Here is a 23,172-nt window from a genome sequence, read left to right as displayed (position 1 = left end):
TGATAACTGGATGGTGCTGCGCAAGATATATCGGAATTATTTGCAAAATAATTTGTTTATGAGGCTGCTGCTCCTCTTTTCCATGATTACAGTTCTAACGATTATTTCGTTTTCTTATTTTATGTACTACTCGATGTCTCAAGCGGCGATCAACCGAGAGTTGGATATACAGAAGAAAGCGCTGACGAACGTTAACAATTATTTGGGTGGAAAATATGATTCAGCCCAGTCCATACTATTCGGCCTCTATCGGGATAGCTCGCTGGCTTCAGGTGTGTCTTTTATGCTGCAGCATCCTTTTCAAGAATATGTCCAGCACGGTTTGGAGCAGTATAATTTAGGCGGTAACAGCATGTGGAGCGATGGGCTGCAATATTTTAAAAATCAGGTGGAAGATAACAAAGATATCAGTAATTTGCTGCTATACAGTGAGGATCAGCAGACGTTATATGCGCTGGGGCAAAATGGGCAGATGAAATTCGTTACCGCCAATCGCGCACGCTCTTATATCCCGGATGTGATGGCTCTCGAAAGCAAGAGTGTGGAATTGCCGAATATTTGGGTGCGTGAAGCGATCGGACAATGGGATCCCAACCTTTATGCGATTCGAACGCCAATCACAGACAAGTTAACGCTGAAGACGATTGGCCAGCAGGTCGTTTATTTTAGTACGAATGGGATTTGGAAGATTTTGCAGAACGATAAGGACGAGCTGAAGGGGATGATTCTTGTCTTGGCCCCGGACGGCGGTGTGCTGTTCGATTCTTCCAATCAATACGTTGGGAAGCTCTATCCACATATGGATCAAATCAATGCGATGTATGAGAATGGTGGATCCAGCCAAGGCGACTATGTGACGAAGCTTACGCAAAGCAAGGGGAATTTCAGCACGGTCAGCATCATCCCCCGCAAAGAGCTGGATGCTTCATCAAAGAAAATCGGTAGTACGATTTTCCTCATCAGTGCGATTTGTATTTTTTTCGCCATCCTAATTCCGTTCCTGGTTGTGATGAGTGTCGCCAAACGGACTAATCAAATCATCCGATTCACGCGAAAGGTAAAGCAAGGCGATCTTAGTGTGCGGATACCCGATGTGCGAGAGGATGAGATCGGGCAAATATCACGGAGCTTTAACGAGATGATTGAGGAATTGAACCTTTATATTGATCGGGTGTATAAAGCGAACATTAAGCAAAAGCAGACAGAACTGACGGCGCTGCAAGCTAGGGTTAATCCTCATTTCCTCTACAATACGCTGGAAGTGATTCGGATGCGGGCAATTTCGCAAGGCGCACACGACGTTGGGGAAATGATCTACAGCTTATCGGCGTTGTTCCGAAGTTTTGTCCAACAGAAGAAAATCTACACGCTCAAACATGAGTTGGAAGCCTGTCGTCTGTATCTGGAACTTTTCCAAATTCGATATAAGGATAAATTTACGTATACCATGGATTGGGACAGGCGGCTCGGGTCTGTGCGTGTGATGAAAATGTCGCTGCAACCGATCATTGAGAATTACATTGTGCATGGTTTGCGAAGCGAAAGCTCGGATAATGAGCTTCACATCCGGGTGAAGCAGGTAGAAGCGTTTCTGCATGTGCAGATTGAAGACAACGGCAACGGGATTGCACCCCAGCGGCTCAAGGAATTGGCGTTATTTCTGCAAGATGAGGAATTGGAAGGGGAGTCTTTTGGGTTGCGAAGCATCAATCAACGGCTTAAACTGCTGTACGGCAGTGAATACGGTGTGAAATTACATAGTGAACCAGGTCATGGAACGACCATAGATATCTGGATGCCGATGGACGGAGGAGCGGAGGTGGACGATGTTTAGGGTCTTTCTTGCGGACGATGAACCTTTCATTATCGAAGGGTTGTATGACATTATTGACTGGGCGGAAGTCGGATTGGAAATTGTGGGGCATGCCAGCAATGGACAGAAAGCTTTGGACGCTTTGCAGGAAACATCCGTAGATATTTTGGTGACAGATATCTCGATGCCGATTATGAATGGGCTGGATTTGATTCGGCATGCAAGATCCATTCATCCGGAATTGAAAGTGATCGTGCTCAGTGGATTCGATGAGTTTTCTTATTTGAAAGAGGGCATGCAGCTAGGCATCGAAAATTACTTGCTCAAGCCCATTAACATCCAAGAACTTAAAGCGTCGCTGCAAAATACCGTACAGAAGCTGAATACCATGAACGAAACACAGTTGGTTCAGGCATACAGCAAGCAAATTTTGAAGGACAACACGCTGCATCGTTGGTTGACACAGCAGATTGCGCCGCTCGAGTTCTATGAGCGTGCAGAACTTCTAGGCATCAACTTAGCAAGTGCCTATATGGTTGCAGCCGTTTTGCGAATGCCTGTTGATGCAGATAAGGACATTGAATTTATCACTGGCCGGCTGGACGCCTACGAATGGGTGACCGTTTTCCGCGATATGGACGGAGATATCCTGCTGCTTGCATCCATAGATCACATGGAAGAGGGCAAAAAAGAACTGATGTCCTTGCTTCATCAGCTTTCTACCGCGCTTCAATACCAATCGGTTCGCATCTCCATAGGTACCGTCGGTCACCTGCCGGATGGCGTCGCACAAAGCTATGAGACCGCCAAAAAAGCACAGGAATATTTCTGGATATATCCTGAGCTGCCAGTGATTGATTATCAGGAGCTAGCCATGCATCAAGACAATCCCAAGGTGGATTTCTCGATCATTGATTGGCCGGCCTATGCCAAACTTATTATTGCCAAAGATATAGAAAACCTGCGTGCTTGCATTCGCAGCGACTTCAAGCGAATTCAAGCCGTGCCGGGAATTACGCCGCGGGATTTTCAGAATATTGCTTTTGAGATGGTCATTCATTTCAAGTTGGAAATCAAAGCAATCCGACATACCGAAGAATTGGAGGCGTATCATCTTGCCTTTGACCGGATTCGCGAGGCAGTTGCGCTGGAAGAGCTGGAAGCTGCCATCCTGGAGATTGCCGAGACGACAATTGGCTTTTTGATTTCGGATGTTCGCAGTCCGATTGTGCAGCAGGTGTTGAAATATGTGCAGCAGTCCTATGCGGAGGAGCTTTCGCTCAAAATGTTGGGCGCCTACTACCACATCCATCCTGTTTACTTAGGGCAATTGTTTCACAAAGAGATTAATGAGACATTTACGGAGTATATGAACCGTTTCCGGGTTGAGAAGGCGAAAGACCTGCTCAAGACAACGCATGCGAAGGTTCATCAGATTGCCAAAGAGGTAGGTTACTCCGAATTGGGTTATTTTTATAAACAATTCAAAAAGTATGTTGGCATCTCGCCAACGGATTATCGTGGATTGCTCTAGGGAAAACTTAGAAGCAGTCTTTTTTTTGTGCGAAAATGATTTGATAGCGTTTTTTTCTTTATTTTAGACAGGGTTCATTTAGTTTATCGTCTATTTGTAATTGCTTTCATGCAGTACTGTAAATATAGCCCCTACGGGCATAGACAAACGAACGAGTATTCACTAGGGAGGACTCAAAAAATGAGCAAAATGAAAAAAAACTTGGTCACTACACTAGGATTGACGTTAGCGGTTTCTATGACGCTTAGCGCTTGCGGCAGCAAAGATGCCGATGATGCGAAAGGGAATGCGACAGCGAATAAACCCGTTGAATTAATTTGGTATACGATCGGAACGCCACAGAAAGATGTGGATCGCGTTATGGCTGAAGTCAGCAAGTACACCGCGGAGAAAATCGGTGTTACGGTGAAGATGAATATGACGGATTGGGGCGATTATGCCCAAAAAATGCAAGTAATGACCGCTTCCGGCACTCCTATGGATATTATGTTTACGTCTTCATGGGCATTTGATTATGTGCAAAATGCGCGTAAAGGCGCATTCAAGCCGATTGACGAGCTGCTGCAAAAAAATGGACAAGGCATCGTCAAAGCATTGGACCCTGCTTTCCTTAACGGCTCCAAAGTAGATGGACATAATTACGGTGTTCCAGCTAACAAAGAGCTGCCAGCACAAGACGTATGGCGTTTCAACAAAACCCTGGCTGACAAATATAACCTTAGTCTGGATAACGTGAAATCACTGGAAAGCTTAGAGCCGCTGCTTTCAGTCATTAAAGCCAAAGAGCCGAACACTTACGGATTGGCTGTTGATAAAAACTACATGCCTTATGTGCCATACGATTACATCATTGAGAAAATGCCAATGGCTGTTAGCGTAGACAACAAAGATTTAAAAGTCGTTAACATTTTAGATACACCAGAAATGAAACAAGCTTTGAAAACAATGAATAAATATTACAAAGCCGGCTACATTCCAACAGAAGCATCCACGCTGACATCCTTGAATGATGTACAAGTGACTGGCAAGTGGTTCTCCGATAAAGCGACAAATCAACCTTTCGCGGACAACCTTTGGTCAGCAAGCTATGGATACCCTGTTGTATCCAAACCAGCAAGCCCTGCTTTAATTTATAACTGGTCCGTTATGGGCTCCATGCAAGCGATCTCGGCCAACTCCAAATATCCGGAAAAAGCGATGGAATTCCTGAACCTGCTCAACACAGATCCTGTCCTTCGCAACATAGTCGATTCCGGTATTGAAGGCGAACATTATAAAAAAGTCGACAACGACAAAATGGAAAACTTACCGGCATCCAAAAACTACGATATGCCGACTTTCTCCCTTGGTAATGTGCTGTTGACATACAGAGATGTCAAAGATCCTGAGAACAAATGGGAAGAATTCAAGAAATTTAACGATACAGGCGTACCTGCGCCGCTGCTTGGCTTTAACTTCGATCCAACCAAAGTAATCAACGAAATCGCCGCTGTACAGAACGTGAAAGAAGAGTTCTGGGCAACACTGATGACGGGTACCGTTGATCCAGATAAATACATTCCGCTTGCTAACGAGAAATTCAAAGCAGCCGGACTGGATAAAATTATGGCAGAAGCACAGAGTCAAATTGACGCTTGGAAAACAGCTAACAAAAAATAGAGGCAAGTTTAAGGATGAGGTGAATGTTCTGCATTCACCTGATCTTTGTCTAAATATCAGCGAAGGGGTGATTGTATGAACAGAATAGGAACTTTTTTCAAAGATGTTAAACAAAGCAGAGTGCTGCTGCTCATGGCATTACCAGCAACGCTTTGGTTCCTGTTCTTCTCTTATTTACCGATGGCAGGCATGGTCATTGCTTTCAAGCAGTACCGTTATAGCCGTGATGGTTTCTGGGCAAGTATTGTGGAGAGCAAGTGGGTTGGCTTACAGAACTTCAAATTCCTTTTTAGTACCAACGATGCTTATATCATTACGCGCAACACGCTGTTATACAATATTGTGTTCATCATTGCAGGTCTGGTGTTGTCCGTTGGACTCGCCATTGTGTTATCCGAAATTACGAATAAAAAGCTTGCTAAGCTTTATCAAACAGGTATGTTCATGCCCTATTTCTTATCTTGGGTCATCGTTGGCTATTTCGTATTCAGTTTCCTAAGTGTGGATAAAGGAATGCTTAATCATATACTTCCCTGGTTTGGCGTGGATCCGATTCGTTGGTACAACGACAAGACGTATTGGCCACTAATCATTATTCTCGTTTACCTCTGGAAATCAGTCGGCTACAGCTCTGTTGTGTATTTGGCGGCGATCATGGGGATCGATAAATCGCTTTATGAAGCAGCCATGATTGACGGTGCGAGCAAATGGCAGCAAATCCGCAACATTACCTTCCCTATGCTAAAACCGTTAATGACGATTCTGACGCTGCTCGCGATCGGACGCATTTTCTATGCAGACTTTGGATTGTTCCTGCAAGTGCCTAGAGATTCCGGGACGTTATACTCCGTAACCAATGTTATCGATACGTACGTATACCGCGGCCTTAAATCTACAGGAGAAATCGGGATGAGTACAGCGGCTGGTTTGTATCAGTCCGTGATCGGCTTCATTCTCGTGATGACTTCGAACTATGTCGTTAGAAAATTTGATAAAGACAATGCACTCTTTTAACCTAGGATTGCGGAAAGGAGGAACTGATAATGAATGCTGTCAAAGCGATGAAAAAACAAGACTTTCATAAATTGCCGCCACTTTTGAATATGTTTGCTCATGTGGCCGCGGGTCTTTTTACCATTGCCTGTGTGTTCCCGTTTCTGTTTGTGACGATTATTTCGTTCACCGATGAGAAATCGCTGAATACGAACGGATATCGCATCATCCCGGAGAAATGGAGCCTGGAAGCTTACCGTTATCTCTTCAAAGCAGGCGATCAATTGCTAATGTCCTATGGGGTCACAATCCTTGTGACGGTCGTAGGTACGCTTGTCAGCTTGATACTGACCGCAACATTCGCCTATGCGATTTCGCGGAAAAGCTTTAAATTCCGGAATTTCTTCGGTTTTTTCGCCTTTTTTACGATGCTCTTCAACGGTGGACTTGTGCCGACTTATATTGTCATGACGCAACTGCTCGGGCTCAAGGACTCCCTGTGGGCTTTGGTGCTGCCATTAGCGGGCAACGCATTCTATATCATGATTATGCGTACTTTCTTTAGTACATCTGTACCGGATGCCATTATTGAATCAGGCAAAATGGACGGCGCCGGCGAATTCGGTATCTTCGTCAAGCTCGTGCTGCCGTTGTCCCTGCCAGGGCTGGCGACGATCGGGTTATTCAGTACCTTGGGGTACTGGAATGATTGGTTCAATGCGCTGCTGTACATCGACACGCCGAACTTGGTGCCGCTGCAATCGATGCTGATGCGGATTGAGAACAGCATGCAGTTCCTGCTTCAGAACACGAGCAACCCGTCGGTTGGCATAGGCTTGCTGCAATCGCTGCCGCAGGATACTTCGCGGATGGCCATGGTTGTGCTTGCGACAGGACCGATTATATTCGCTTATCCGTTCTTCCAACGTTATTTCATTCAAGGCTTGACGATCGGTGCTGTAAAAGAGTAGTGCCCTAATCAACTTCTTAGATTATAGAAATGTGGAGGATTTACCGTGGAACAATTCAGACTGCCGAAAATTCCGATGCCCAAGCTGGAACTGCCCCAAGCCATTCAAGATGTCTTGTTGGAAGCCGAAGAAAAGCTGGCGCATCGTCCTAAACTCCTGCAATTATTTAAAAATTGTTTTCCAAATACATTAGAAACAACAACCAAGCTGATGCCAGATGGCACCACATTTGTCATCACGGGAGATATTCCGGCGTCCTGGCTGCGTGATTCTGTCGAACAGGTCATGCATTACGTGCCTTTTGCCAAAGAAGATAGGGATCTTCAACGCATCATTAGCGGTTTAATTAAACGTCATATTCAGTACATTCATATTGATCCTTATGCGAATGCATTTAATGAGTCGGCCAATGACTGGCATTGGAATAAAGCAGACCAAACAGAGATGTCGCCATGGGTATGGGAGCGTAAATTTGAGCTCGATTCCTTGTGCTTCTCGATGCGTCTGGCTTATGCGTATTGGAAGGAAACCGAATTGACGGATATCTTTGATGCTGGCTTTAAAGCCGCAATGGTTAAGATCTATGAGTTGTTCCTGACCGAGCAGCATCATTTTGAAAAGTCGCCTTATCGCTTTACCCGCAACAACGGGATACCAACCGATTCTCTCCGCAATCATGGCTTGGGTATGCCTGTGAATTATACGGGGATGGTGTGGTCAGGCTTCCGTTCCAGTGACGATGCGTGTGACTTTCATTACAACATTCCAGCGAATATGTTCGCGGTAGTCGCCCTTCGCCATATGCAAGAATTCGCGGAATGGGTGTTCCGGGACATAGATTTCCTCGCACAACTCAAAGCGCTCGAAGCGGACATTGATCATGGCATTCAATTGTACGGGATATATCGTCATCCGACATTTGGTCCCATTTATGCGTATGAAACGGACGGCTTCGGCAATTACTGCCTGATGGATGATGCCGGGACACCGGGGCTTATGTCGATTCCTTACTTGGGCTATGTGACCGCGGACGATCCTATTTATCAAAACACAAGACGCTTTGCGCTTAGCAAAGAGAACCCGTTCTATTTTGAAGGCAAGGTGGCGCGAGGAATCGGCAGTCCGCATACGCCGGACGACTACATTTGGCATATGGCTCTGTCCATGCAAGGCATTACGGCATCGACGGCAGAGGAGAAGCTGGAGATGATCGCGATGCTGGAAGCGACAGATGCAGATACGGGATTCATGCATGAAGGTTTTCACGTCGATGACCCAACGATTTTCACGCGCAAATGGTTTGCGTGGTCGAACAGCCTATTCTCTCAATTGGTTTATCAAGCAATGAAGGATGGTCTTCTATGAGTCGTCCGGTCCTTATATTCCATGAATCCGGATTCCCGAGTAGTTCGTTTAGCGATATGCCAATCGAGCAATTGACGGCGCAAGGGGCTGTTGTAGTAGGTGCCCATGCACTTGGAGAGGCACTGAGATCAGCAGATTTTGGATGTTTCGTCAATTTGCATGCGCCATATTTTCCGAAAGAGGCGTGGCCTGAGATTCTGGCGTTCTTGCAGCGCGGCGGCGGCCTGCTGAGTGTTGGTGGCGCAGCCTTCAAGCGTCCTGTCCGCTGGGAAGATGAGAATTGGCATGTGGAATCGGAGCAGACTGGCTACCACCAGCAATTGCATATTCATGAAATTCTGCGAGTTGAAGGTACGCCAATCCATTCCAATATCGCGTTAGAAACTTTACCGCTGCTGCAAGGTCAAGAATCCTTGTTCGCGCTTGCCGATACCTGGAATATGGTACCGCATACGACGCGAGACAGTGATTTGCCTCATCAGATGGGCGCGGCGGGTACGATGAGCACGCAGATTTATCCGCTGCTGAAAAGCATTGGCAAGACAGGCCGCGAAGTAGCGGCTCCTGTCGTCCTATGGGAAAATTCGCGCGGTGCGTTTATCGGTTCGCGTTGGATGTTCGTCAATGTGCCGCTGAGTCTCTCGTTCTGGAGCGAAGGTGGCGCCCAGCAATTGATCCAATGGGCGAGATTCTGTGCGAGCGGTGTGACCGAGCTGTGGATCAAGCCGAATTACGCCAGCTATGAAGCTGGTGAGCATGCGAAGCTGACGATTCAGACACAACTTATCGGGGTTACTGATGCCGTTAAGACGTGGACACTGGATCTTCGTATCGAACATGAAAAAGATACACAGGATGTTTGGACGCATCGTCTAACTGTTCAAGTCAACAAGGAATTCAATGTGGTGCGGATTCCCGTACCGCTTGATATACAGCGCGGTTTGTATCGCGTAACGTGCGAGGCAGTCTCAGAAGACGGCGAGCACCGTTTGCTTCGTCAAGGTTTCTGGGGGCATGATGCAGGGCTGCTCGAAGAAGGTCAGCCCATCACTTGCGGACGCGATTATTTCATCAAGGATGGTCGTCCACTGCCCGTAGTTGGCATGACGTACATGACGTCCGATGTAGCTCGGAAATTCCTGTTCCTGCCCAATAGCGATGTATGGGATCGGGATATGGCCCAAATGGCCAAAGCAGGCATTAACTGGATTCGTACGGGCATTTGGACCGCCTACCGCAATATCATGCAGGTGGATGGTCATGCTTCGGAGGAAGTATTGAGAGCCATCGATGCCTTCCTCCTGACGGCCAAAAAACATCAGCTTCAGGTGACGTTTACCTTCTTCTCCTTCACACCAGAAACTTGGGAAGGGGTTAATCCCTATCTCGATCCGCAAAGTGTGGAAGCTCAGAAGCGATTTATTCGCTCCATCGTTTCCCGACATCAGGCGACAACCCATGTGGATTGGGACTTGATTAACGAGCCATCGATGTTTGATCCCGCTCAGATTTTCTCGGATGGCCCTCGTTCCAGTCGGGACAAATATGAGAAAGAAGCTTTCATTGCGTGGCTCAAGCAGCGTCATGAGAGTATTGAACTACTGCAAGAACGCTGGAATATGACGCCTATGCAGCTTCCGACTTATGAAGCGGCTGTCATTCCGGAGGCGGCAGACATCAATTTCGACGTACAGGACATGCACCGGGCGAAAAAGGGGACACGCTGGCTCGATTACTGCCTATTCTCGATGGAGATGCACAACCAGTGGGCCAAACAGCTGTATGACACAATCAAAGAAATTGTGCCTGAACATCTCGTTGTCGTCGGTCAGGATGAAGCGCTTGGCGCGCAGCGGCCTTCACCGCTTTTCTACGAAGAAGCGGTAGATTACACAACTGTCCATTCGTGGTGGTTGAACGATAACCTCGTTTGGGATGGGATCTTTGCCAAAACTGCCAATAAACCGAATGTGATTCAAGAGACTGGCATTATGTACGTAGAAACCCCGGATGGACGTGCTAAACGTTCGGAGATCGAGCTGCGCAGCATATTGGAGCGCAAATATGCTTACGCCTTCGCAACCGGAGGCGCAGGAGCTATTCATTGGATTTGGAACACCAATTTCTATATGGATAACGCGAACGAGTCGCATATCGGAGCGCTTCGTGCCGATGGCACGGAGAAACCGGAAGCGGATGTTTCGTATGATTTCGGTCGCTTTATGGCCGAGATCAGAGATCTATTCCAGGAGCGGGAGCTGGAAGATATCGTGGCAGTATTTCCTTATTCCAACGATTTCTCCAACCGGAAATTAGCGTTCGATGCCACGACGTCCCTGACTCGCGTGCTGTCATACGGGATGAAGCTGCCGTTCCGCGCGGCTTCGGAATATCATTTGGAGGCGCTGGAGCAGCAGCCAGCGAAGCTGATTATGCTTCCAAGCGTGCATAATTTGGATGAACAAGCATGGATAAAGCTGATCGAGATTGTGAAGCGCACGGGTGCGACATTACTCGCTACAGGTCCAATCAGTCTGGATGCGTACTGGAAACAAAAGCCACGGCTCCAGGGTGAGCTGGGTGAAGCAGAACTTCACAATGTACGACGTGAAGAAATGCTTGAGCTGGAAGGCACTTTGTACCCTGTTTCCTATGGGCGACGCCGAATTGCTGAAACGTTGAAAGAAGTACGACTTGGAAGTTCGGAAGCGAAGCCAAGTGCTGGCGGAGATCGCGTTGTTGATCTTCCTTTAGGCAATGGCCGATTGATATGGAGTCCGCTGCCAGTGGAAATAAACGACCGAATGGATACCGTAGAGGCGCTGTACCGATACGCAGTAAATAAAGCGGGTTGCAGCAGCGGATTGCAGTGGATTCAAGGCGATGTCGCGGGGATTTACGGAAGGAAGCTGCGGTTCAAGGGTGGATTCTTGTACGTATTTGTCTCCGAATTTGCCTGGGATGTGAATGTTAAAGTTCTGGATACCGACAGTGAGACGACATATACTTTCACGCTGGAGAAAGAGCGCTCCGTGCTCTTTGCCGCAGATAGACAAGGACAAGTTATTTCCATTTACCGCCAAGATGAAGTCCATATTGAAAGGAGCTAAACCATGAGTACCAAGCGAACGGCTCATATCATTTCCCATACCCATTGGGACCGGGAGTGGTATTTACCTTATGAGAAGCACCACGTGCGTCTAGTTAAACTCGTAGATACGTTATTAGATAAAATGGATCAAGATGCGAATTATCGCAGTTTCTTTCTGGACGGTCAGACGATTATTCTGGAGGATTACTTGCAGGTCAGACCCGAACAAAGGGATCGCCTAAGCAAATTAATTCAGGATGGCCGTATCCTCATCGGGCCTTGGTATATTTTGCAGGACGCTTTCTTGACGAGCGGCGAAGCCAATGTCCGCAATATGCAGATTGGACATCAAGATGCGAAAGCGTATGGCGATGTTTCGAAAATCGGTTATTTTCCCGACACATTCGGCTTAGTCGGGCAGACGCCGCAATTGATGCAGCAGTCCGGTATCACGAATGCCTTATTCGGCCGAGGCGTGAAGCCGACGGGTTTCAACAACACAGTCTCGGATGGTGATTTTGAATCCTCCTTCTCGGAGCTGATTTGGGAGGGGCCAGATGGTTCCCAGGTGCTGGGCATTCTTTTTGCCAACTGGTACTCCAACGGCAATGAGATCCCGGTTGACAAGGAAGAAGCCAAAGCATACTGGGAACGCAAACTGGCGGACGCTGAGAAATACGCTTCCACAGGTGAACTGCTCTTCATGAATGGCTGTGATCATCAGCCTGTTCAGTTGGATCTGCCGGAAGCGATTCAAGCAGTGAGTAAGCTATTCCCGGATACAACCTTTGTTCATTCGAATTTTAACGATTATTTGGCGGCCGTTCAGCGTTCAGGCAAGCAGGAACTTTCGACAGTCAGAGGCGAGCTGCGCAGCCAGCGGACGGACGGATGGTCAACGCTTGTCAATACGGCTTCGGCGCGCGTGTATTTGAAACAGATGAATCAGCTCGGACAAGCAATGTTGGAAAAAGTGGCAGAGCCGCTGGCGGCTTTCGCCCATGTCCTCAAAGTCGGGGAGAAGTACCCGCATCATTTGTTCACTTACGCCTGGAAAACTTTAATGCAAAATCATCCGCATGATAGCATCTGCGGCTGCTCGGTGGACGAAGTGCACCGTGAAATGGTTACGCGCTTCGATAAGAGCCGTCATGTTGCTGAAGCCATTATCGATGACAGCAAGCAAGCCATTGCAGATGCGATTGATACGTTTGACTTTACGTTGGCGGGTGAAGGTGCTCTTCCCGTAGTTGTGTTTAATACATCGGGTTGGGAACGCTCGGGGGTTGTAAGTATCGAGATCGATGCTTTACGCCTCTATTTCCGAGATGGGTATACGCTGGAAGAAGCAAGCGCTTTTGTCAAAGCGGCGGATATTACAGGACGAGTACTCGTGGATGCGTCTTCGCAGTCTCTCCCATGCACAGTCGAGGATCTCGGCTTGCAATTCGGATACGATTTGCCGGACGACAAGTTCCGTCAGCCGTATATGTGCCGAAAAGTGAGGTTGACGTTCGAAGCCGACAATGTGCCGGCATTAGGTTTGAAGACTTACGCATGGGTGAAGAGAGAAGCAGATTTGGCCGCTACCTCGTTGTTCGCAGATGAGCGGGTCATGGAAAATGCAGCGATCAAGATTGAAATCGCGGATAACGGTTCATTCACGCTGACGGATAAGAAGAACGGCCGCACGTACCGGGATTTGGGTGTGTACGAGAATACCGGAGATATTGGCAACGAGTATATGTTCCGCCAACCAGATGGCGAAAAGCCGTTGACAACGAGCGGCTTGCAAGCCCAAATCCGTGTGCTTCAAGATACGGCCTACCAAGCTTCCGTCGAAATTATCCATGATTGGGAAATTCCTGCGTCGGGCGACGATATGCTGGACGTTGAACAACGTGACTTAGTGTACTATCCGCACCGTAAAGCACAGCGTTCAACACGTATGGTTCCTATGCGGATCCGCACGGTGGTTGGTTTGAGCCGAGCTGGCCAGGGAGTTGAGATCGAGTCATCCTACAACAATCAGGCGAAAGATCATCGATTGCGGATGTTATTCCCAACCGATCTGACTACGGAAACGCATCATGCTGATTCGATGTTTGAAGTCGTACAGCGCGATAATACGCCAGCAGCAGAGTGGGAAAACCCAAGCAATACGCAGCATCAACAAACATTTGTTGATGTCAGGGAAGCTGGGGCGGGCTTGGTCGTCGCCAATCTCGGATTGAACGAATACGAAGTTCTGCGCGATGGGCGGAATACAATCGCCGTTACGCTTCTTCGCGCGGTTGGCGAACTCGGCGATTGGGGCTTGTTCCCGACTCCGGAGGCTCAATGTCTGGGGGAACATACGGTTCGATTGGCGATCTTCCCGCACAATGGTGATGGCGCCCAATATGAAGCCTATACGGCTGCATACCAGTTCCAAATTCCTTGGACAGTGGCACAAACCGGCATCCATTATGGCCGAATTGCTTCGACATTTGCTCCTTTCCAATGGGAAGGCGAAGGGCTGGCTTTATCCTCGATGAAAATGAATGAAGCATCAGGTGATGTGCTGCTTCGTTGGTACAACATGCGTTCACAGCATGCGGAGGTTAAGGTCAGCACGCAACTTCCGCAGCGGAATTTCTATAAAAGCACGATCTTGGAAACACAAGGCGAGCGTTTGGCCGTGGAGGCAGACGGCGGCTTGACGTTGCCAGTGGGTCCCTGTGAGATCGTGACGATCGGGATTCAGCGGTAGTCATTACTAGCTTGCAAAGACATGATTAGCTTAGGCTATTCTGGTCTTTGCAGGCTTTTTTTTGTTGTTAAAGGGGCAGGTCAAATTGAAAAATTTGTCTGCCCCTACTAACATTCAATTTGTCTATCCGTTATTCAGTATGATGCCTTGCCGCAGAGCCCTCAGATGTTAGGTTCTACGGTTTGGGGAAATATCCACGATCGACTGCATGTTCGACCAATGCGGATACCAACGTTCTCAAGCTTGGCAAGGGAGTTAAGGACCTAGCATTCTGAATGGAGCTCTCGCAGCTATAAAGGTACGGTGAAGTTCTAACCCCGTCGCCTTCCAATAATGGAATGGCTAATTGAACAGCTTCCTTACTGATGTTGTTGCCTACTGTAATGACCCACTTTTCAAACTCCTTTTGTGGTAATAGGTCAATGGCATATCCTAGTTCTCTCAGCGCTTCAATGAATGCATCATAATGTTCTTGAACCGGATTGCAAATGTGGTAGATTTCACCGAATGTTCGCTGCTTCATTAAGGAAATCATAAAGCTGCTTGCAAAGTCTATAGGAGAGATATCCATATATGCGTCTACGATAGGCGCTTTACCTAGAAGCAAGAATGCCTTGATCATACGATAGAAATAGTTTTCATGTATATTTTTTTGAAAGCGACCGGTCACACTGTGGCACGACAAATTGCCTGCTCGATATATCGAACATGGCAGCCCCGCACTAATGGCTTCAACGACACTTTTTTCTGCTAAAAGTTTACTGTTTGTATATACATTTTCCAATTTCAAGCTATAAAACTCCTGAAAATTTTGCGATACCGTTTCCCAATATCCTGATGATGCCATATCTTCTGGTATGCCTATTGTAGAAATAAAGTGGAAGGGGACAGTTGGCCTATCGTATACCAATTTCAGCAGGTTTTGAGTGCCAATCACATTGGTTGCATGGAAATCATCCATACTGCCAAAATGTCTAACATCCGCACCAGCATGGATAATAGAAGTGATTTTAGTAGAAACAAACTTTCGTTCTTCGGCGCCCAAGCCTAAGTCAGCATTCGCCAGATCGCCCTCGAGTACGAAAATCCTATTCGTATACTTGGCAAAAAACGTTTGCCCCCAATAGGAGTCCAAGGTTTCCCAAACCCGAGCAATCCCGTTATGACCAAATTTGGGACGAACCAGTAGGTGGATATTCGCATCAGTGGTTGTCAATAGCTCATATATCAAATGTGAACCCAAATATCCGGTTGCCCCGGTTAGCAAGATGTCCGAACCTAAACCGTCTTGCCCATTAGTAGGCACCTTTGGAAGTATGGGCAGCTCCCTAAGTAGCATGTACTCGGCGAAAGGCGTTTCTTCAACTTCGTCAGTATTACTGGATAATGTAGACATATAGGCAGCCAAATCTTTCACTGTTGGATGCTGATACAAATCATTCATTCGCAAGTTGAGGTAATCCTGTTTTAAACGTGATAAAACCGCCATAACACCTAGAGAGTCTCCGCCAATCTCGAAGAAACTTTCGTTGCGACCGACTCGCGCAAGTCCTAGAATTTTAGACCATACCGATGCAATGGCATGCTCTAATTCGCCTGTTGGCTCTTCATAAGGACTATTCGTGTCTGCAAAATCGATATTATCCATGGCGAGTAGCTTCTTCCTGTCTACTTTGCCTGTAGGAGAGAGCGGTATTTCCTGTAAGTTATAGAAAAAGCTTGGAATCATATAATAGGGGACGTAAGATTTGATATGCTCACGCAGCTCAGTGCTGGATACATGGGATTTTGTCGAGTAAAAGCAGGAAAGATGCTTTACGGTATTGTTCTCTTGGATAGCGACTACGGCTGCATCGAGAATGGAAGGATGCTTGGACAAAGCGTTCTCAATTTCACCAATTTCAATGCGGAAGCCACGCAGTTTTAATTGCCCATCTTTACGATATTGAAATTCGAGATTGCCATCGGATAGCACTTTGACGATATCACCCGATTTATAAACCTTGGAGTTAGGAGCGCTGCTGAACGGGTTCGTAATGAAAACTTCGTTCGTTTTGTCAGGGAGATTCAAATATCCTTTGGCAAGGGCGAAGGTTTCAATGAAAAGCTCTCCTTCTTCGCCGACTTCCGCAAGCGTTCCGTCAGCTTTAACAACATAAATCTTATAATTGCCGATAGGGGAGCCGATAGGGACAGTTATCGAATTGCTGTTCCAATAGTCCGTTATCTTGAAGGTCGTTGTAACGACAGTGCACTCTGTTGGTCCATAAGCATTAAAAATGACGGTACCCATGCCAAACTTGTCTTGGAACTTGCGTACATGGTCGGAGAGAAGTGCTTCCCCGCCTACGGTAATGTTTCTTACCGTCTGCCACATCGATTTGGGATTGGAAATTGTTGTCTCAGTTAGACGATTAAATACAGATGTGGGAATACAACCAATGATAGTAATTTTTTTGCTTTCAAGAAGTGACAAAAAAAGATCAGGCGTCAATTGCTCTTCCTTAGTTAAAATAGCAAGCGTTGCACCGTTGAGCAAGCAGTTGAACGTATCTAAAATAGAGGCGTCAAAACTAAATGTAGAAAACTGAGTAAGCACATCTGCGCTCGAAATCTCCAATTTGTTGGTGAACGTATTCGAAAGATTTACAACGCCTCTATGAGCAATCAGTGTACCTTTCGGATTTCCGGTGGAGCCGGAAGTGTAAATCACATAAGCCAAATCATCGGGAGTGATGTTTGCATCCACGAATCTGGTTGCGCTGTTCGAAAAACAGTTTTCTATCGAAATCGGGGTATCGACACCTAAGGTAAGACATAACTCTGCAGCAGTTTCCAGGTGGTTCTTCTTGATGATCAATTGTTTGCAGCTAGCGTTTTGTACGATATACCGATTGCGTTCAATAGGATGCTCCGGGTCAATAGGGACATAAATACCGCCCATACGCAATACTCCAAGAATGGAGATAACGGTTTCGGGGCTGCGCTCCATATAAATACCGACAAAATCGCCTTTACGGCAGCCGGCATTGGTCAAAGCGTTCGCAACCTGAGAGCTCTGCGTGAACAAATCGGCGTAAAGAATTTCAATGTCACCATGAGAAATTGCTGCTTTACTTGCATATCTCGTTGCTACGCGCCGAAAGATGGAGGATATCGTTTCTGTTTCTGGGTAGGCTTCGTCCGTCTGGTTGATTTCACTGTAGATGGACGGTTTTTCTTTGACGAGATTCAGCATGGTCTCTCTCCTCTATATGTGAATTATCTTATTGGAACGGATTACAGGGCGACAACCGCCATGTAATCCGGAATTCCTATCCGTTTATTTCATCTCTATATCAAACTTGCCTACCATATTGCTCAATTCCTCAGCAACCGTTGAGAGCTTGCTGGCGAAAGTAGAAATGCTTTGTAAGGATGATTCCTGAGTCAGAACCGATTCCATAATTTTGTTAGTACTGTGTGCGGTTTTCCTGGATATTCCTCCTAATTCACCCATCATGGCAGTCACTTGCTCTGTACTTGCAGACATTTCTTGTGTAGCGGATGAAATATCTATAACTTGATTCGATACGACCTGCGAGGCATCCAAAATATTAGTAAAGGATTCACCTGTGCTTTTAGCAATTTCCAATCCTTTTTTGGTTTCATTTGTACCTTGTGTCACGAATGTAGCTGTGTTGTGAGTCTCTGATTGAATGTCGGCAACAAGCGTTTCAATCTGACTTGTCGAATTTTTCGATTGATCGGCAAGCTTACGTACCTCAGCCGCTACAACTGCGAATCCTCTGCCATGTTCGCCAGCTCGAGCAGCTTCAATACTTGCGTTTAATGCCAGTAGGTTGGTTTGAGCAGTTAAGTCCTTAATGAGGTTGAGAATACTACCAATCTCTTCTGATTTCGATTCAAGGAGCTTGATTGTACCAGCGGTAGAAATCGAGTTCGTATTGATGCGTCCCATTTGATCCGATATCGTTTGAGCGGCCATATTGCCTTCTTCGGAAAGATTTTTCATAGCATGAGAAGCATTGGCAACTTCGGTTGCGTTTTGAGCGATGACTTGCAAAGAAGCTGCAATTTCTTCAACGGATCGTCCGCATTCTTCTGTAGAATTTTTTTGCTGGTCGACATGCGTATTCATGTCTCTGATTTCTGTTGTAATCAGCTCGATGCTGTGACGATTGTCTTCAGTGATGCTGAACAGTTCATTGGAAGCGTCGGATACACTTGAAGCTGTTTGTTTAATACTTGATAATATTTCGCGAATATTAGAAAGCATCATATTAAATTTCTTGTTTAGTTCGCCGAAACCGCCGTTTTCCTCCAATGTGAAATTGAACTTTCCGTTAGAGGCTTGTTCGATTCCACGCATTAATTGGTTGATCGGCATAAGCGTTCTTCTTGCCACCCAATATTGCGCTCCGTTGCAAATCACCAAGGCGATTAAGAGTAAAATGATCGAACTCAGGAGGAACGATTTTTGAGCATCGGGAATTACTTTAGCGTCTACATCCACGCCAAAGTAAGCTGCAACATTGCCACTATCGTCCATAATTGGGTAAAGAACGCTGACCCATGTGCCGTAATCATCTTTATAGTAAGAAGTGAAGGTCTCGGTTTTGGTTTTCAACATGGTTTTCAAACCGTTGACGATCCCTTTCGGTTGCTCATACATATCTCCGATGTTCAAACCTGCTTCTTTAAATGCTTTAACAACGTGACTCGGGAACGAAATCAACGATGTTTTATTCCCATCCGCTAACTCAACCCCAAATATGTAAGCTTGCGCTACATTGGCATTGAAGGCAGTGTAACTATCAAATTGCTTGGTTAATCGTTGTTGCTCGCTTGCTTCATAGCTTTTATCACTTAGTGCACCCTGGACGTCTTTATAGGTTATACCTTGTGCCCACACGGATGTCATATTATGGGTCTGCGTTCTCAATGTATCTGTTAAAATTTGATTCTGAAAATAAGCGCTGATGGAAATAAGCACTACCCCGATGACTAGCAAATTCAACATCGAGAATAAAAGATTTTTGCCGAAATAGTTCTTGGTCTTCAATTTAACTGCACTCCTTAGATGCTATTTGTATTGACATGAAACGCTATAATCTGCGAATATCCCCCATTCTTCGACATTTTTTGAAGACTCAGTAGTGATAGAGACATAAAAAAGCCTATCCCAAAGGTTCGGGATAGGCTTACTATCACAAACTGGCGGTTTGGCAGCCATAGCTTCGTAGCTTTAGGCCCATAACTTTGCGCCCTTACCTTTCGATAAGTTTGCCCTTTACAGTTACTGCTTCCTTACAAAATATGACTATTACAAATTATGACTATTATAAATTAATGATACATTTCTGTAAATACTATATGTATATATGAATTGTATACAAATTGTGAAATGTGTGACTTTAAGGTCATACTTAAGTATCGTAATTTGGCTTGTTACATAGGTATATGGCATTAGTCACTCCAAATGGAGATGCATCCGCTCAAAATAGTATAACTTTGGACAAAAATGTCCCATTGCCGGAAGTTGCGCGAGGAAGTACGCTACAGGTGTTGATTTTTTGAAGCTTTGTCATCCACAAGGCTTAGATGGGAAAAGGCTGCCCGTGTGGGTCATTGTGAATATGTATGATAAGTACTGGAGGATCTGGAATGAGTGTACAAATGGAGAATTTGGACCGGGGGTTGGCGGCAGTATGCACTTCCGAGGGGATATTTATCAGCTGGCGGCTTTTGGGGCATGAGGTGACAGGTGCTTCGGACCACGGCCTAACTGGCGCGGATTTCCGATTGTACCGCAACGGTTTACTTGTTGCGGAGATCGGCGACAGTACCAATTATCTGGATAAAGTCGGTACCCGAGAATCGGCTTATTCGGTAGCCGTAGTGATGGACGGGAAGGAGCAGGAATGGTGTGCCGAAATCCGCCCGTGGGAAGCTCCCTATCTAGAAATTCCGCTGCAGAAGCCTGCGGACGGAGTTACACCTGTGGGTCAGTCCTATACCTACAGCGCCAATGACATGAGTGTAGGCGACGTGGACGGAGATGGGGAATACGAATATTTCGTCAAATGGGATCCGTCCAACTCCAAAGATGTCTCCCATGTAGGCTATACGGGGAATGTGTTCCTGGACTGTTACAAGCAAAACGGCACCCTCTTGTACCGGATCGATCTGGGGGTCAATATTCGGGCGGGGGCTCATTACACGCAGTTCCTAGTCTATGACTTCGACGGGGACGGCAAGGCAGAGCTCATGTTCAAGACTGCCCCGGGTACCCGTGTGATCCGGTATCAGGACGGTGCTCCCATTTCCGAAACCTTCATCACTCTACTGCCGGAGGATGTGGAAGCCGGCTGCAGTCATGATGATGATTATCGCATGAGCAGCGCCAATTATGCGGAGCATGTGGCGGATATGTTCCAGGGTTGGCACAAGCATGAGGAAGTAATGGAAGGACGCTGGCCGGCTACGCTAGAGGAATGCTTCGGTATTTCCACCCAGTATGACTATCCGCTCTCTCGGGAGGATGCAGTGCATCTGGCAGATTATTTCCTAGATGTGTATGCACCTGGAAGAAGTGAACGCAACAAGCTGCGCCAATTCGAGGGCTTTATCCTGAAAGGTCCGGAGTACCTTAGTGTCTTCCACGGTGAAACGGGAGAAGAGCTTAAGACGCTCCGCTACAAACCGGGACGCCATGACGACGGGCTTATGTGGGGGGACTATTCCTGGAACCGCATTGAGCCAGGGAACCGGGTTGACCGATTCTTGGCAGGGGTTGCCTACTTGGACGGCTGCAAGCCTTATGCTTTATTTGCCCGTGGGTATTACACCCGGGCTACCATGGCAGCCTACAGCTGGGACGGTCAGGAGCTGAAGGAAATATGGTTCACCGACAGCGGATGGGTCACGATGAACAATCCTTTCAGGGATACGCTGCACCTTCAGGACGGCCGGAACCCTCGCTTCGGCGGGCTGGCCAAGCAGGGGGCCCATTCACTATCGACCGCTGACGTGGACGGGGACGGCTGTCAGGAAATCGTCTACGGGTCGGCGACCATTGATCAAGACGGCAGCATCCTGTATAGCTCCGGGGGGATTCTGCCGGAGGGGAGCGCGGATCCAGGGGAGTATGCCAAGCTGGGTCACGGGGATGCTTTGCATGTGGCGGTTATCGATCCTGATAGGGCCGGCCTTCAGATCTATATGGTCCATGAGGCTGGCATTCATGGCCCTTATGGATATACCTTGCGGGATGCGGCAACCGGAGAGGTGCTGTACGGTGCATTTGCCAAGGAGGATGTGGGCCGTGGCATGATCGGCAAAGTAGATCCGGAGGTCCCCGGGCTGCAAACTTGGTGCAGCGAAAGCCATCTGGCTCATGAGCCGTCTCGGGGATTGCGGTCGGCCAAGGGCGAAAGGCTAGATGAGAAGGCCCCCGGTACCAATATGAGCATCAAATGGGCGGCAGACATGACTAGCCAGTTCATTAGTGGCACCTTTGACGAATCGGTTACCATCGAAGACTGGAAGCGGGGCCGGCTGTTGACGGCCGAAGGCACTCGCTCCAACAATGGCACCAAGGGCAATCCGTGCCTGGTGGCGGATCTGTTCGGAGACTGGAGGGAGGAACTGGTGGTGCGAACGACGGATAGCAAGGCCATCCGCATTTACATGAGCACTGAGGTGACAGATCGAAAACTGTACACCCTGATGCATGATCCCCAGTACCGAACAGGGGTAGCCTGGCAGAACGTGGTGTACAACCAGCCCTGCTACACCAGCTTTTATCTAGGTACGGATATGAATTGGGGCAAAGTGCCTGTTCCAGATCTTTTGTTAAGAACAGAATTTTGAAAAATCCAATACGCATCGAAATAAAGGAGATGGATGGAATGCGCAAGTTTGAATGCAACGAAGCTGAAGTGAAGGAGCTTATTGACCGGATTGTCCGCAGAACAATGAATATTGATTTTACCTGGAATTGGTCATGCGGAGTGGCCTTTTATGGAATTTCCAAAGCTTGGGAAGCAACAGGAAATCAGGAATATATCGATTTTCTGGTGAATTGGGTGGACGAATATCTGGAACTGGGGCTTCCACCGATGATGGTGAATGCCTGTGCTATGGGACATACAATGATAACCCTGCATGAGGCTACTGGCGATAAAAAATATCTGGACCTGGCTTTGATGAAGGCCGAGTATCTCCGCAAAGAGGCCATCCGGTTCGGAGAAGGCGTATTCCAGCACACGGTTTCCTCAGAGAACGATTTTCCCGAGCAGGCATGGGCGGACACGCTGTTCATGGCGGCATACTTCTTGCTGAGGCTAGGCTTCAAATTAGATAACAAGGAATACATTGAAGATGCGCTGAACCAATTCTACTGGCACGAGGAATATCTTCAGGACTCCAAAAACAATCTCTTCTACCATGCATGGGATAACGTGAGGAAGGACCATCTGTCCGGTATTTACTGGGGTCGAGCCAACGCATGGGCGGCATACACCATGGCCCAGGCCTACAAGATGCTGAACCCGTTTATGCCCATGTGGATGCAAATCGGCGGCGCTCTTGGCGACCAATTGAGCGCACTAGTGAGGCTGCAAACGCCTAATGGGCTGTGGCGTACGGTACTGAATGATGAAACCTCCTATGAGGAAACCTCCGCCTCCGCCGGCATCGCCGCTGCGATGTCTATTAATGGACATCCCTTACATCAAAACTTTATGGCTAATGCGTACGCGGGCATCCTGGCCAACATTGATGAGGACGGATCGGTTCGGAACGTATCGGCTGGTACGGCAGTTATGTATTCGGCGGATGACTATAAAGTAATTTCCAAGAAGCGGGTTCAGGGATGGGGGCAAGGATTGACCTTGGCTTACCTAGTTGCATTGCTTCAGAACAGGAAGATTGTAAGTAAGATTTAAGTGGTGCATAGGAAGAGCCTGTCTCAAAGGTCAATTTAGACCT

At 47.2% G+C, this 23,172-nt stretch carries 12 protein-coding genes and 1 riboswitch; of the genes, 10 read left to right on the top strand and 2 right to left on the bottom strand.

All coding sequences use genetic code 11. The annotated features are described in order from the left end of the window. The first annotated feature begins 10 nt into the window (after positions 1 to 10). The 8 genes from L6I86_RS01910 (at position 11) to L6I86_RS01875 (ending at position 14,178) form a co-directional block, all read left to right on the top strand. On the top strand, positions 11 to 1,834 hold the full coding sequence (locus L6I86_RS01910; RefSeq protein ID WP_236284221.1) for a sensor histidine kinase: 1,824 nt from the start codon (positions 11 to 13) through the stop codon (positions 1,832 to 1,834). Then, entirely contained in the window at positions 1,827 to 3,347 is a 1,521-nt protein-coding gene (locus L6I86_RS01905) for a response regulator transcription factor (protein WP_236284220.1), read from the top strand. The genes L6I86_RS01910 and L6I86_RS01905 overlap by 8 nt, the downstream gene beginning before the upstream one ends. A 180-nt stretch (positions 3,348 to 3,527) precedes the next feature. After that, positions 3,528 to 5,006, top strand: a complete 1,479-nt coding sequence (locus L6I86_RS01900; RefSeq protein WP_236284219.1) for an ABC transporter substrate-binding protein — start codon at positions 3,528 to 3,530, stop codon at positions 5,004 to 5,006. Between the two features lie 75 nt (positions 5,007 to 5,081). Continuing rightward, complete coding sequence (locus tag L6I86_RS01895; protein WP_028553304.1) at positions 5,082 to 6,020, top strand: ABC transporter permease; 939 nt, start codon at positions 5,082 to 5,084, stop codon at positions 6,018 to 6,020. Between the two features lie 29 nt (positions 6,021 to 6,049). Then, positions 6,050 to 6,970, top strand: a complete 921-nt coding sequence (locus L6I86_RS01890; protein ID WP_236284218.1) for a carbohydrate ABC transporter permease — start codon at positions 6,050 to 6,052, stop codon at positions 6,968 to 6,970. Positions 6,971 to 7,015: 45 nt separating this feature from the next. Then, positions 7,016 to 8,335: a glycoside hydrolase family 125 protein gene (locus tag L6I86_RS01885; protein ID WP_236284217.1), complete on the top strand. Its 1,320-nt coding sequence runs from the start codon at positions 7,016 to 7,018 to the stop codon at positions 8,333 to 8,335. Beyond that, on the top strand, positions 8,332 to 11,445 hold the full coding sequence (locus tag L6I86_RS01880; protein WP_236284216.1) for a beta-galactosidase: 3,114 nt from the start codon (positions 8,332 to 8,334) through the stop codon (positions 11,443 to 11,445). The genes L6I86_RS01885 and L6I86_RS01880 overlap by 4 nt, the downstream gene beginning before the upstream one ends. Positions 11,446 to 11,448: 3 nt before the next feature. Beyond that, positions 11,449 to 14,178, top strand: a complete 2,730-nt coding sequence (locus tag L6I86_RS01875; RefSeq protein ID WP_236284215.1) for an alpha-mannosidase — start codon at positions 11,449 to 11,451, stop codon at positions 14,176 to 14,178. Positions 14,179 to 14,353: 175 nt separating this feature from the next. Here the strand turns inward: L6I86_RS01875 and L6I86_RS01870 are convergent, their stop codons facing one another. Together L6I86_RS01870 and L6I86_RS01865 are read right to left on the bottom strand one after the other, a co-directional pair. Next, the gene (locus L6I86_RS01870) at positions 14,354 to 17,416 is read right to left on the bottom strand and encodes an amino acid adenylation domain-containing protein (protein WP_236284214.1); all 3,063 of its coding nucleotides are present in this window, start codon (positions 17,414 to 17,416) and stop codon (positions 14,354 to 14,356) included. An 84-nt stretch (positions 17,417 to 17,500) separates the two neighbouring features. Beyond that, positions 17,501 to 19,243 carry a methyl-accepting chemotaxis protein gene (locus tag L6I86_RS01865; protein WP_236284213.1) on the bottom strand — a complete coding sequence of 581 codons (1,743 nt, stop codon included), beginning with the start codon at positions 19,241 to 19,243 and terminating at the stop codon, positions 17,501 to 17,503. A 151-nt stretch (positions 19,244 to 19,394) separates the two neighbouring features. After that, positions 19,395 to 19,479: riboswitch (cyclic di-GMP riboswitch) on the bottom strand. 342 nt (positions 19,480 to 19,821) lie between these two features. Here L6I86_RS01865 and L6I86_RS01860 point away from each other — a divergent pair. Together L6I86_RS01860 and L6I86_RS01855 are read left to right on the top strand one after the other, a co-directional pair. Next, positions 19,822 to 22,053, top strand: coding sequence for a rhamnogalacturonan lyase (locus L6I86_RS01860; protein ID WP_420851828.1), 2,232 nt, complete (start codon positions 19,822 to 19,824; stop codon positions 22,051 to 22,053). Positions 22,054 to 22,091: 38 nt separating this feature from the next. Further along, positions 22,092 to 23,129 (top strand): glycoside hydrolase family 88/105 protein, encoded by a 1,038-nt coding sequence (locus L6I86_RS01855; protein ID WP_236284211.1) that lies wholly within the window; start codon positions 22,092 to 22,094, stop codon positions 23,127 to 23,129. Positions 23,130 to 23,172: the final 43 nt, after the last annotated feature.

The sequence above is a fragment of the Paenibacillus allorhizoplanae genome, assembly GCF_927798215.1.
In the GTDB taxonomy this organism is placed as follows: domain Bacteria; phylum Bacillota; class Bacilli; order Paenibacillales; family NBRC-103111; genus Paenibacillus_E; species Paenibacillus_E allorhizoplanae.
The sequence above is the reverse complement of the archived record's forward strand: the minus strand, read 5'-3'. Positions and strand labels throughout refer to the sequence as shown.